The sequence below is a fragment of the Amnibacterium sp. CER49 genome (genome assembly GCF_029846255.1).
In the GTDB taxonomy this organism is placed as follows: domain Bacteria; phylum Actinomycetota; class Actinomycetes; order Actinomycetales; family Microbacteriaceae; genus Amnibacterium.
Map to the genome: position 1 here is coordinate 335,525 of NZ_JARVWQ010000002.1, position 12,233 is coordinate 347,757.

Annotated in this window: 13 protein-coding genes; 7 read left to right on the top strand and 6 right to left on the bottom strand. The window is 74.3% G+C overall.

What is annotated here, in order from left to right; all coding sequences use genetic code 11:
• The first annotated feature begins 37 nt into the window (after positions 1 to 37).
• The 4 genes from rlmN (at position 38) to QDR37_RS11530 (ending at position 4,443) form a co-directional block, all read left to right on the top strand.
• On the top strand, positions 38 to 1,246 hold the full coding sequence (gene rlmN / locus QDR37_RS11515; RefSeq protein WP_279713913.1) for a 23S rRNA (adenine(2503)-C(2))-methyltransferase RlmN: 1,209 nt from the start codon (positions 38 to 40) through the stop codon (positions 1,244 to 1,246).
• 90 nt (positions 1,247 to 1,336) lie between these two features.
• Positions 1,337 to 1,705 (top strand): VOC family protein, encoded by a 369-nt coding sequence (locus tag QDR37_RS11520; protein ID WP_279713914.1) that lies wholly within the window; start codon positions 1,337 to 1,339, stop codon positions 1,703 to 1,705.
• A 52-nt stretch (positions 1,706 to 1,757) separates the two neighbouring features.
• Positions 1,758 to 2,624, top strand: coding sequence for an alpha/beta hydrolase (locus tag QDR37_RS11525; RefSeq protein ID WP_279713915.1), 867 nt, complete (start codon positions 1,758 to 1,760; stop codon positions 2,622 to 2,624).
• An 82-nt stretch (positions 2,625 to 2,706) separates the two neighbouring features.
• Positions 2,707 to 4,443: a hypothetical protein gene (locus QDR37_RS11530; RefSeq protein ID WP_279713916.1), complete on the top strand. Its 1,737-nt coding sequence runs from the start codon at positions 2,707 to 2,709 to the stop codon at positions 4,441 to 4,443.
• A gap of 64 nt (positions 4,444 to 4,507) precedes the next feature.
• On the opposite strand, the gene QDR37_RS11535 is transcribed toward QDR37_RS11530, so the two are convergent.
• Positions 4,508 to 5,533, bottom strand: a complete 1,026-nt coding sequence (locus QDR37_RS11535) for an NADP-dependent oxidoreductase (protein WP_279713917.1) — start codon at positions 5,531 to 5,533, stop codon at positions 4,508 to 4,510.
• Positions 5,530 to 5,937 carry a TIGR03618 family F420-dependent PPOX class oxidoreductase gene (locus QDR37_RS11540; RefSeq protein ID WP_279713918.1) on the bottom strand — a complete coding sequence of 136 codons (408 nt, stop codon included), beginning with the start codon at positions 5,935 to 5,937 and terminating at the stop codon, positions 5,530 to 5,532. Before QDR37_RS11540 ends, QDR37_RS11535 begins: the two co-directional genes overlap by 4 nt.
• A gap of 200 nt (positions 5,938 to 6,137) precedes the next feature.
• Between QDR37_RS11540 and QDR37_RS11545 the strand changes: the two genes are divergently transcribed.
• Positions 6,138 to 7,205, top strand: coding sequence for a M36 family metallopeptidase (locus tag QDR37_RS11545; RefSeq protein WP_279713919.1), 1,068 nt, complete (start codon positions 6,138 to 6,140; stop codon positions 7,203 to 7,205).
• A gap of 34 nt (positions 7,206 to 7,239) precedes the next feature.
• On the opposite strand, the gene QDR37_RS11550 is transcribed toward QDR37_RS11545, so the two are convergent.
• The 3 genes from QDR37_RS11550 to pdxH are packed head-to-tail and all read right to left on the bottom strand — an operon-like array spanning position 7,240 to position 9,211.
• Entirely contained in the window at positions 7,240 to 7,506 is a 267-nt protein-coding gene (locus QDR37_RS11550; RefSeq protein WP_279713920.1) for a hypothetical protein, read from the bottom strand.
• 11 nt (positions 7,507 to 7,517) lie between these two features.
• Positions 7,518 to 8,516, bottom strand: a complete 999-nt coding sequence (locus QDR37_RS11555; RefSeq protein WP_279713921.1) for a DUF429 domain-containing protein — start codon at positions 8,514 to 8,516, stop codon at positions 7,518 to 7,520.
• Positions 8,517 to 8,575: 59 nt separating this feature from the next.
• On the bottom strand, positions 8,576 to 9,211 hold the full coding sequence (gene pdxH / locus QDR37_RS11560) for a pyridoxamine 5'-phosphate oxidase (protein WP_279713923.1): 636 nt from the start codon (positions 9,209 to 9,211) through the stop codon (positions 8,576 to 8,578).
• 59 nt (positions 9,212 to 9,270) lie between these two features.
• On the opposite strand from pdxH, the gene QDR37_RS11565 reads away from it, so the two are divergent.
• Entirely contained in the window at positions 9,271 to 9,636 is a 366-nt protein-coding gene (locus tag QDR37_RS11565; RefSeq protein WP_279713924.1) for a hypothetical protein, read from the top strand.
• A 10-nt stretch (positions 9,637 to 9,646) separates the two neighbouring features.
• Here QDR37_RS11565 and QDR37_RS11570 read toward each other — a convergent pair whose 3' ends face one another.
• On the bottom strand, positions 9,647 to 11,608 hold the full coding sequence (locus tag QDR37_RS11570) for an FUSC family protein (RefSeq protein ID WP_279713925.1): 1,962 nt from the start codon (positions 11,606 to 11,608) through the stop codon (positions 9,647 to 9,649).
• Positions 11,609 to 11,729: 121 nt separating this feature from the next.
• On the opposite strand from QDR37_RS11570, the gene QDR37_RS11575 reads away from it, so the two are divergent.
• Positions 11,730 to 12,182, top strand: a complete 453-nt coding sequence (locus tag QDR37_RS11575; protein WP_279713926.1) for a hypothetical protein — start codon at positions 11,730 to 11,732, stop codon at positions 12,180 to 12,182.
• Positions 12,183 to 12,233 lie beyond the last annotated feature (51 nt).

The following is a 12,233-nucleotide window of genomic DNA, read 5'->3' on the forward strand; positions in this document are numbered from 1 at the left end:
CGCAGCGGATGCCGCCGCGCCCCGTACCGTTGACGTCATGCCCGTCGATCTCGGCACCCCGTCCGCGCGCCCGCAGGTGCGTCCCGCGACCGAGGGCTGGCAGCAGCAGCGCGATGCGGAGGGGCGCCCCCTGCTGCAGTTCGCGTCGCCGAAGCGCGGGAAGCCGCCGGTGCACCTCGCCGACCTCGACCCGGAGCAGCGGAAGGCGCGGCTCGTCGAGCTCGGCCTGCCCGCGTTCCGCGCGAAGCAGATCGCCACCCACTACTTCACGCACTACACGTCGGATCCCGCGGCGATGACGGACCTGCCGGTCGCGGGCCGTGAGGAGCTCGTCCACGGCCTGCTGCCGCCGCTGCTCACCGAGCTGCGCCGGTTCCAGACGGACCGCGGCGACACGATCAAGTTCCTCTGGAAGCTGCACGACGGCGCGCTCGTCGAGTCGGTGCTCATGCGCTACCCCGGGCGCATCACCCTCTGCGTCTCGTCCCAGGCCGGTTGCGGCATGAACTGCCCGTTCTGCGCCACCGGGCAGGCGGGCCTCACCCGTAACCTGTCGGCGGCCGAGATCGTCGAGCAGGTCGTCGTCGCCAACCGGGTGCTCGCGAACGGCGAGCTCGGCGGCAGGCGCCGCGGCGAGACCACGCCGGAGCGCGTCAGCAACATCGTGTTCATGGGCATGGGGGAGCCGCTCGCGAACTACGCCCGCCTCATGCACGCCGTCCGCACGATGGTGGCGCCGCAGCCCGAGGGCCTCGGCATGAGCGCGCGGCACATCACCGTCTCGACGGTCGGACTCGTGCCCGCGATCAAGAGGCTCGCCGAGGAGAAGGTGCCGGTCACCTTCGCGCTGTCGCTGCACGCCCCCGACGACGAGCTCCGCGACGAGCTCATCCCGGTCAACTCGCGCTGGAAGGTCGACGAGGCCCTCGACGCCGCGCGCGCCTACTTCGAGGCGACCGGCCGGCGCGTGTCCATCGAGTACGCGCTCATCAAGGACATGAACGACCACGGCTGGCGCGCCGACCTGCTCGCCGAGAAGCTGAACGCGCGCGGCTCCGGCTGGGTGCACGTCAACCCGATCCCGTTGAACCCCACGCCCGGCTCGATCTGGACCGCGTCGGAGCCCGCCGTGCAGCACGAGTTCGTGCGCCGCCTCGAGGCGGCCGGCATCCCGACGACCATCCGGGACACCCGCGGCAAGGAGATCGACGGCGCCTGCGGCCAGCTCGCCGCCGTGGAGGACTAGGCACGGCATAGGGCCGGAGGTCCCGGCCGAGCGCCCTGTCGCGGCCGCGGCGCCGGGCGTACGGTCGCGCGCGAACGAGGAGGTCGCGCCATGCTCACCGAGACGCACACGATCCTGCCCGCCGCCGACCTGCGGCGGTTCCGGACCTTCTACCACGACCGGCTCGGGCTCGACCCGCGCGAGGAGCACGACGGGATGCTCGTCTACGGCTCGGGGCCGACGGAGTTCGAGGTGTACGAGACCGAGAACGCGGGCACCGCGAAGAACACGCAGATGGTCTGGATCACCGACGACCTGGACGGCGAGATGCGCCGGCTCCGCGAGGCGGGTGTCGAGTTCCTCGACTTCGAGATCGACGGGATGCGGACCGATCACGGGGTCGTGAGCACGGACGAGATGCGCTCGGCCTGGTTCACCGACTCCGAGGGCAACGTGCTCTGCATCACCCAGATGCGCTGAGCGGAGCGGCCGGCGCTTGACCGCTGTCGGCGGCCGGTGGGACGGTCGGCGCATGGTCGCCGAACCCTTCACCGTCGCCCGCACCGACCGCGTCGCCCTGCACGGCGAGCGCGCCGGACGCGGCACCGGGCCCGTCGTCGTGCTGCTGCACGCGAACGTCGCCGACCGGCGGGCCTACCGCGACGTCGTGCGGCTGCTCGACGGCGACGGCCTCGACCTCATCGCCTACGATCGGCGCGGGTTCGGCGAGACGCCGTTCGACCGCGAGGACGAGGGTTTCACCCACCTCGCCGATCTCGTCGCGCTGCTCGACGACCAGGGTGTCGACCGGGCGGTGCTCGTCGGCAACTCGATGGGCGGCGCGCTCGCCCTCGACCTCGCGGCCACCGCGCCCGACCGGGTGGCCTCGGTGCTGCTGCTGTCGGGCGGCGTGAGCGGCATGACCGACGAGGGCGAGGAGACGCCCTACGAGTTGGATCCGGCGACCGCGCAGGTGTTCGGCGCGCTCGAGCGCGCGGAGCAGGACGGCGACATCGGCGAGCAGGTGCGGCTCGAGCTGCACCTCTGGCTCGACGGGCCGGCCCAGCCGGAGGGGCGCGTGCAGGGCGAGGCGCGCGAGCTCGCGGCCGCGATGAACCGCCGCGTCCTCGACATCGGTGCACCGGACAGCGCCGGGGACTCGGGCCTCGACACGTGGCATGCCCTCGGGTCGGTCCGGGTGCCGGTGGTCGCGGCGTGGGGCGCGCTCGACGTGCCCGCCGACCTGCCGTGGTACGAGCGGATCGCCGAAGGGCTGGGCGACGCCGTGCCCAGGGTGCTGCCGGACTCCGCGCACCTGCCGTCGCTCGACGCGCCGGAGGTGGTCGCCGAGCTGATCCGCGAGACCGTTCGACGATCGGACCATCCGAAAGCGAATTGAATTCGCATGGGGAATGCCCCCGAATTGGCGACTGAGAAATTGCCCTGAATAGCAATAGTGTCCTTCTTGAAATAGGGGGACCATGTTCACGAACTCTCCTCGGTCGCAATTCCCGACGACCGGGATCCCGAGCAGCCGGCACCGTGCCGCCCGCTCCACCCAGCTCCGCCGCTCCGCGGTGCTCGCCGTGCCCGCCGCCGCCTTCGCGGTCGTCGCGCTCGTCGGCTCCCAGGGGGCCCAGGCCGCCGGCACCGCGGCGCTCGACGCCGTCGTCGCGCACCCGCTGTCGACCGCGGCGCCCGCGACGACGACCGGGACGGCCATCTCCGGCCTCTACCCGGCCGACGTCCAGGACGCCTACGGCATCACCGCGGGCGGCACCGGCACCGTCGGCATCGTCGACGCGTACGACGCGCCGAACCTCGAGGCGGACCTCGCGACCTACCGCACGCAGTGGGGCATGACGCCCTGCACGACGGCGAACGGCTGCTTCACGAAGGTCGGCCAGACCGGCACGGCCACCCTGCCGGCGGCCGATGCGAGCTGGGCCCTCGAGACCTCGCTCGACGTCGACGCCGTCTCCGCCGCCTGCCCGGGCTGCAAGATCCTCGTCGTCGAGGCGAACAGCGCCTCGCTCACCGACCTCGGCACGGCCGTGAACACGGCGGTCCGCCTCGGCGCCACCGCGGTGTCGAACAGCTACGGCGCCGCCGACAACGCCTCGTGGTCCACCTTCAGCGCCAGCTACTTCACCCACGCGGGCGTCCCGATGGTCGCCGCCGCGGGAGACGGCAACGACGCGACCGCGGTCATGCCGGCCTCGCTGCCGAACGTGATCGCCGTGGGCGGCACCTCGCTGAACCCGGTGAGCACGAGCTCGCCGCACGTCGGCGGCACCACCGCGACCGCGATGGCCGCGACCCCGTACGCGCAGGTCGCGTCGACCGCGACGAAGCACGGCGTGCTCGTCAGCGAGTCGAGCGTCACGCCGCAGACGATCGCCGCCGACAAGGCGCGCGTGGCGAAGGACGCGGCCGCGCTGAAGCAGGCGCAGCACGTGCAGTACCTCGCGGCGGCGAAGGCGGCGGCGGCGAAGACCGCCGCGCACAACGCCTACGTGCACGCGAAGTCCGTGCACACGACGGCCGGCTGGGCCGCCCTCGTGCACGCCCGCGTCGTGCTGCAGAAGGCGCAGCACGCCGTCGCGGTCGCCGCGGCGAAGTCGGCCTCGGCGCTGAAGAGCCTGAACGCGGCGAAGAAGACGCTCGCGAGCGACTCGGCGAAGGCCGGCGGCACGACGACCACCGCGTCGCCGAAGCCGACCAGCACGACGACGGCCTCGCCGACGCCGACGAGCACCACGCCCGCGTCGCCCGCGCCGGCGCCCGCTCCGGCGCCCACCGGCAGCGCCAACTGGACGCAGACCGTGTGGTCGGGTGGCCAGTCCGGCTGCTCCGCGGTCGTGACGAAGCCGACGTGGCAGACCGCCGGGCTCTGCTCGTACCGCGCCGTCGCCGACGTCGCCGCCGTGGCCGACCCGAACACGGGCCTCGCCGTCTACGACAGCTACAACCAGACCGGCTGGCTGCAGGTCGGTGGCACGAGCCTCGCGACCCCGATCATCACCGCGATGATCGTCCGCTCCGGCCACGCGAGCTCGTACGGCAACGCGTCGCTGCTCTACACGAACGCCGCGAAGTTCCGCGACATCACCTCCGGGTCGACGACCCGCTGCTGGGTCGCGGGTGCCTGCTCGGCGAAGGCGGGCATCGACCTGCCGTCGGGTGTCGGCGCGCCGCTCGCGCTCACCTCGTTCTGATCCACCCCGACACGCCGCCGGCCCCGCGCACCGTCAGGTGCCGGGGCCGGCGGTGCGTGCACGTTCAGCGCGAGATGCGCACGAGCGCCTTGCCCGTGCTCTCGCCGCGCATCATGCCGAGGAACGCCTGCACGGCGGCGTCGATGCCGTCGACGACCCATTCGTCGCCACGGATGCCGCCGTCCGTCATCCAGCCCCGCATCCGCTCGTGGAACGCGGGGTAGCCGGCGAGGTACGCGGGCACCGTGTAGCCCTGGAGCGTCAGCGACTTCGTGATGATCTCGCCCATGTTGCGCGGGCCGGGCAGCGGCTCGGCCGTGTTGTAGCCGGCGATCGCGCCGCACATCGCGACGCGGCCGTTCCGCCGCAGCACCGAGAGCGCCGCCTCGAGCTGCTCGCCCCCGACGTTGTCGAAGTAGACGTCGATGCCGTCGGGCGCGAGCTCGCGCAGCCGGCGCCTCGCGGGACCGTCGCGGTGGTCGAATGCGGCGTCGAAGCCGTACTCCTCGACGACGCGCCGCACCTTCTCGGCGCCGCCCGCCGAGCCGACGACCCGGGCGGCCCCGAGGCGGCGCGCGATCTGCCCCGCGACCGAGCCGACCGCGCCCGCGGCGGCCGAGACGAACACGGTCTCACCCTCGGCGAGGTGCGCGACGTCGACGAGCCCGACCCAGGCGGCGAACGCCGTCATGCCGAGCACGCCGAGGTACACGGACGACGGCAGGGGAGCGGGGTCCGGCAGCACCTGCACCTCGCGGGCCGGGCCCTGCGCCGTGTCGCGCCAGCCCCACTGCGAGAGCACGAGCGCGCCCTCGGGCACCTGCGGGGCGCGGGAGGCGACGACCCGGCCGACCGCGCCGCCCGTCATCGTCTCGCCGAGCCGGTACGGCGGCAGGTAGGAGGGGGCGTCGACCATCCGGCCCCGCATGTACGGGTCGACGGAGACGAACTCGTTGCGCACCCGCACCTCGCCGTCCGCGGGCTCGGGCAGCGGCACCTCGACGAGGCGGAAGTCGTCGGGGGTTGGCCAGCCGACGGGCCGGGCGACGAGCCGCCACTGCCGGCTCGTCGCGGTCGTCGGCACGGTCACCGCGCGCCCTCGACGCCGAGGCCGAACCCGTTCCACCCGGTGATCCGGATACGGGCGGTCGCGTGGCCGGAGGCGTGGTCCGCGTAGGGCTCGCCCGTGTAGTGGCGCGAGATGCGGTCGATGTCCGCGGCGTCCACGTCGTCACGCAGGTCCACGACCTCGCCGTGGAGGGTCACCTGCCGGTACCAGTCCGCCTCGTCGAGCACGGTCACCGAGACGCGGGCGTCGCGCTCGAGCCGGCGCCGCCGGGCACCCGACGCGCTCATGCTCGTGACGATCTCGCCGTCCTCGAACAGGTACCAGACGGCGGCCCCCGCGGGTGCGCCGTCCGCGCGGAGGACCGCGATCACGCACGGGTTGGGCTTCGCGAGCAGCTCGAGGACGTCCTGCGGCAGGGGTTCCATGACGGGCATCCTGCTGCGCGCCGCCTGCGAGGTGCCGCAGCGCTGCGAGTGCCCATCGTCCACGGCGCCGCCCGGGAGCGGGAGCATGCGTGCGATCCGTGTCAGCGGGATTTGACAGACCGTGCCCGTGTGCCGTCGGATCGTCGGCAGCGGCGCCGCTCGTCCGGCAGCGTCCGGATCACGTGAGCAAAGGAGCTCGATTGACCCCCATCCGTCTCCTCCCCGCCGCCGCGCTCGGCGCCTGCCTGCTGCTGACCGCCGCGCTGCCGGCGCACGCCGGAACGAAGCCGTCGACGGTCGGCGCCGCCGGGTCCACCGGCACCGCGCGGGTCTTCGAGGTGAACCCCGTGCAGTCGACGGGGGACGAGTCGCTCACGGACTCGGGCGACAGCGCCGCCGCCGTGCCGTCGTCCGCCTACGCGACGGTGCAGCTGCGGAACCTCGACGGCAGCGGCACCCTGACCGGCAGATGGGTGAAGGTGGAGTCCGCGACCGGTGCGCCCGCGACGAGCGCGACCAACACGTTCCTCTACGACCGCAGCCAGGACCAGTTCGAGCAGGTGATGGCCTACTTCTGGGTGAACCAGGCGCAGGAGTACCTGCAGTCGCTCGGGTTCGGCTCGACCCTGCCGCCCGTGAACGCGCAGCAGCAGGACGTGAAGGTCGACCAGTACGGCGGCGACAACTCGTACCAGACCGACCAGCCGTTCCGCATCCGCTACGGCAAGGGCGGCGTCGATGACGCCGAGGACGCCGAGGTGATCGTGCACGAGTACGGCCACGCGGTGCACGCGGCGCAGGTGCCCGGCTTCGGGGCGAGCGAGGAGGCCGGCGCGATCGGCGAGGCCTTCGGCGACTACCTCGGCGTGACCGTCGGGCTCGCCGCCGCGAAGCAGTACGGCTGGGCCGTCAGGACCCCGGCGGCGTGCGTCGCCGACTGGGACTCGACCTCGTACACCTCGACGACGCCGCACTGCCTGCGCCGCCTCGACGGCAGCAAGACCGTCGCCGACAAGGACGGCGAGGTGCACGACGACGGCGAGATCTGGAGCCGGGCGCTCTGGGACATCCGGAACGGCTACCTGGCCCAGGGACTCACGACCGCCGCGGCGGACACGACGATCGTCGACGCGCAGTTCCGGTTCGCACCCGCCACGAGCTTCAGCGCCGCGGCGAAGGCGACCTACGACACCGCGCTCGCGCGTGACGGCAAGAAGGCGGCGAGCACGGTGAAGGCCGCGTTCGCGGCCCGCGGCATCCTCTTCTAGCGGCGGCCGCCGGAGTCGCGTCCGGCGGCCGGGCTCAGTGCTCGGTCGCCGGCGCGTCCGCGGGGGGCGTCGTGACCGAGGCGGTGACGGTGACGCCGTCCTCGGTGCGCACGAAGCGGATCACCACGTCGGTGTCGAGCAGGTTCGCCTCGGGGGCGCCGTGCCCGTCGCGCTCCGCCTGCTCGGCGAGGTCGGTCACGACGACCTGGAGCGCACGGCCCCAGTCCTGCGGGTGCGAGCTGCTCGCCTCCGCGGTCGCGCGGTAGGTGGTGCCCGCGCCGGCACGCGTGTTGTCGGCCATGGGAGTCGACGTTAGCCGTTCCCACCCCGAGGCCGCTCGGAGCGCTCGCGTCGCGCGGGCCTGCCGAGGTCGCGTTCGAGCCGTCGGATGCGTTCGGTCAGCGTGGCCGCGAGCTCGGCCACCTCGTGGAGCTGTGCCCGGGTGCGCTCGAGCGGGTCGGCCGGGGGAGGCGACGGCTGCTGCTTCGTCTCGGGGTGCCGGCCGGGGCGCTGCTCCGGTCTCGCCGGAGCGACGATCGTGGCGCGGCGGCCCTGCTCGTCCGGCTCGCTGTCGGCGCCGAGCACCTGCACGCGCTCGGGGTGCGAGGCCCAGATCGCGGCGGTCCACGCGCAGAGCACCGCGTCGAGCAGGTCCTCCCGGTGCTTGTACGGCCCGTCCTCGATCGGCGACGGGGTGTCGAGCAGCCGCGCGGTCTCCGGGTGGGTCGAGAGGTCGAGCGGCGTCTCGGCGACCGCGAGGGCGGCCACGCGGCGGAGCAGCTCGTCGCAGGCGGCGGCGCGGTCGAGGCGCGCCTGGGCGGGGTCCGCCTTCGGCGGCAGCCGCTTGTAGCGGGGCCGCTCGCGGTCGTAGCCGAGCTCCCACATGCCGACGATCGTCGTGTACGGGTACACCTCGAGCAGCGTGCGCGCCTCGGGGTCGGGCCGTGCGGTGCCGTCGGCGTAGACGAAGCCCTCGGCCTCGAGCCGCTCGCGGAGCGTCACACCGGCCTGCCACCGCATCGCCCGGTTGCTCGGGTTCGCCGACACCTGCCAGCGCCCATAGCCGCGGGCGACGGCGCTCTCGGCCGGCCGGTTGCCGGTCGCGTTCGGGATCACGAGCGGCGCGTCGATCGCGACGACCGCGCCCGGCTGCGCGATGTCGAGGAGCCGCTCGACGGTCTCGTCGACGCCGCGGGTCCAGCCCGCCTCGACCACGCGGCCGTCGTCGTCGATCACGGCGAGGCCGGTCTCGTTGGCGGGCTTCGTGTCGGTGCCCTCGCCCCAGGCGAGGTCGATCCCGATGTGCTGCACGGCGGTGCTCCTGGTTCGAGGTCGGTGGACGGTGGGGGTGAGCGGGACGGCGGGGACGGTCAGGGCTGCAGGCGGGTGACGGCCCAGCCGTCGCCGTCCCGCGAGTAGACGAGCCGGTCGTGCAGGCGCGACGGCCGGCCCTGCCAGAACTCGATGCGCCGCGGCGTGACGAGGAAGGCGCCCCAATGCGGCGGGCGGGGGAGCGCCGGGACGTCGGCGAAGCGCTGCTCGACCGCACTCATCCGCTCCTCGAGCGCCTCGCGGCCCCCGATCGGCTGCGACTGGTCGCTCGCCCACGCGGCGAGCTGCGAGCCGCGTGGGCGGGTCGCCCAGTACCGGTCGCTCACCTCGGCGTCGGCGGGAGCGGCGTCGCCGTCGACGAGCACCTGCCGCTCGAGCGGGTACCAGGGCAGGAGCAGCGAGACCCGCGGCTCGGCGGCGAGCGCCCGGCCCTTGCGCGACGTCGCGTTGGTGACGAACTCGAGGCGGCCGTCGACGAGGTCCTTCAGCAGCACCGTCCGGCTCGTGGGCCCCTCCGGGCCGGCCGTGCCGAGCACCATCGCGTTCGGGCTCGGGACGCCGGCGCGCTCGGCCTCGTCGAGCCAGCGCGCGAGCTGCGCGATGGGGTCCGCGGCGAGGTCGCGCTCGTCGAGGGCGCCGCGCTCGTAGTCGTCGTGCCGACCGAGGGAGTCCACCTGCCCATCCTTCCGCCCGGCGTCCGCACGTCCGGTGAGCGCCGGTAGCGTCCTGCTCCGTGATCGTCGGCTTCGACTACTGGCAGGTGCTGAGCCACCACCCGGAGCGGATCGGGCACCTCATCGCGGTGCACCAGGCCGCCGGTGACACCGTGCACGTCGTCTCGGCGATCGGCGCGGGCCGCATCGGCACGGTCGAGGCCGAGGTGCGGGCGATCACGCCGGTGCCGGCGGTGCACGAGGTCGTGTTCCGCGACCCCCGCGAGGCGCCCTACCTGAAGCTCGCGAAATGCCGCGAGCTCGGCATCGAGGTGTTCTACGACGACCGCGACGACGTGTGCCGGGAGCTCGCGAAGCACGGGATCCTCGCGCTGCGCGTGACGCGGCAGGACGCGGTCTCCGACCTCGCGGCCGAGCGGCGCTGAGGGGAGGCCGTCAGGCGTCGGCGCCCGCGACGACCCGGCGCGCCGACTCGACGTCGGCGCCGACGGTCGCGAGCAGCCCCGCTTCCGGCACGCTGACCGTCTTCGGCTGCCGGTGCTCGCGGATCGCCGCGGCGAGCTCGGCGAGGGCGGCCGCGATCCGCTCGCCGTCCTCCGCGGGGGAGCGCTCGGCGAGACGCTTGCCGAGGATCGAGGCGTCGCGGAGGTCGTCGGCGGTGCGCTCGAGCTGCGCGACGAGCGGGAACCAGGCCGACGCCTGCCGGGCCCGCGGCGTCGGCTCGGCGAGCGCACCCTGCAGGTTCGAGCGGACGTCGGACAGCGCGGCGTACGCCCGTCGCCTCGCCGGCACCACCTCCGCCGACGGGCGCGCGAAGGCGACCCGGGCGTAGTGCGCGAGCGCGTCGATCGCCTTCGCGACCTGGGCGGCAAGGTCCGGCCGCCAGGTGCTCGGCCAGGGCAGGTAGCCGACGAGCAGCACGACGGCGGCGCCGAGCACGGTGTCGAGGAGCCGGTCGGCGGCGAGGCCCTTCGTTCCCGCGCCGCCGAAGTCGACGAGGATCAGGGTGAGCGGCGTGAGGAAGGTCGAGAGCATCCCGAAGTTCCGGCTCGCACCGAACGGGAAGAGGAACGCGAACACGGCGACCGGGATCAGCAGCAGCGGACCGGCCGGTACGAGCTCGACGACGACGGCGCCGACGAGGACGCCGATGAGGGTGCCGAGGGTGCGCTGCACGCCGCGCGCGAAGATCGACCCGAAGTCGGGCTTCAGCACGACGGCGGTCGTGAGCAGCAGCCAGTACGGGCGCGGGATCGGCAGCAGCAGGGTGAGGGCCTCGGCGGCCATCAGGGTGAGGGCCAAGCGGGCCGCGAAGAGCCAGGTGGACGTGCCGGAGAACAGCTCGGTGAGCACCGCCCCGAGCGGGCGGCGACCGATGCCGACGATCGAGGCGGCGCCGTCGTCGCCGGCGCGGTCGAGCTGCGCGATCGCGCGGGTGAGCGCCGAGCGCGTCGCGAGGTCCTCCGGGGTGCGGAGCCGTGCGGGCAGCCGCCGCTTGCCCGTGACGATGCTCGTGCGGAGGGCCTCGAGATCGGGCGCCGCGGCGGCGAGCTCGCCGGGGTGCGCCCGCACCTCCTGCGTGGTCACCGCCGCGAGCTGCGCGACGGCGGCGAGCACGCCCGCGAGCCGCCGGAGGTCCGCCCGGCTGCCCGGGGAGTGGGCGCGGGCGTCGGCGATCACGTCGTAGGCGCGCCCGATGGCGACCGTCACGCGGCGCCGCGCCTGCGTCAGCTCCTCCTCGCCGCCGCTACCGCCGAAGGTGCCGGTCACGTGACGGATGAGGTCGAGCACGGCGTCGAGCACGGCACCAACCGCGAGGGGCGGGCGGTCCGGCTCCCGCACGATGCGGGTCTGCACGAAGGACAGCAGGATCGACCAGCCGGCGCCGATCAGGAACGCGACGAGCAGCGCGCCGGGCGGCACGGCGCGCGCGGGGCCGCTCGCGATCGCGAGGTAGATGAGCAGCTGCAGGCCGGCGAACGAGAACTCCGCGTTCACCGCCGAGACGAACGCGGACACCGCGCCGAACAGCCCGACGACGGGGATGGCGATCGGCCCCTGCGTGAGGAGCAGCCGACCGGCGAGCAGCCCGACGATGCCCGCGATCACGCCGAGCCCCGTACGTCGGAAGCGGGCGGAGAACGGGCCGCCCGCGTCGCCGAACGCGCCGAGCAGCGCGCCCATGCCGGCGAAGCCGCCGAGGCCGCCCTGCCCGATGGCGACCCCGACGAGCAGCGGCACCGCCACCGAGAGGGCGAAGCGCACCATGTTCGCCCACGGCACCGGCGCCTGCTTCGGGGCCACGACGCGCACGAACCAGTCCGGCGCGAGCGGCTCGAAGCGCTGCAGGGTGCGGTCGATGAGGCGGCGGAGATCGGGGACCGGGTTCCGGGCCACCTGCGCCTCCTCGTCCGTCGCCGGGATCCGATCGAACCACGTCCGGCCCGGGGCGCGCCGAGGGCGAGGTGCCGGTGGAGGGGACGCAGGGGGTGTCGGTGGCCGCCGCCACGATGCCGCCATGCGCTGGTTCCGCCGGAACGTCGACCAGGTCCTCACCGAGTTCTTCGCCGTGCGGCGGCGGGGCTGCGCCGGTCCCCGGCTCGAGCGCGTCGAGCGGGTGGAGACGGTGCTGCGCGACTGCGTCGAGCAGGCCGCGGAGGCGGTGCTCGACGACGGCGAGCTCGCCCTGCTCGACGCGGAGCGGCAGTTCCGCCCGACCGGCGCCGCCGCGCGCGTTCTCGCTCCGGCGGTGCTGCTCGAGTTCCTGCCGCTCGTGCTGGACGACCCGCGGTGGCGGCCGGAGGACCCGGGCGAGCTGCGCGTGCACGTGCTCACCGTCGGTGCGCTGGTGCGCCACCTGCTCGCGGAGGTGCAGGATCCTGAGCCGTGCGTGGTCCACACGGTGGGCGCCGCGCTCGACCGGGCGATGCGCGGCGCCGGCGCTGCTCGCCCCACGGTCGTCCGCGAGTGACCGGCTCGGCATTCCCGAGGGCGTGCCGCCTCCTCGCTGTCGTGCGGGCGG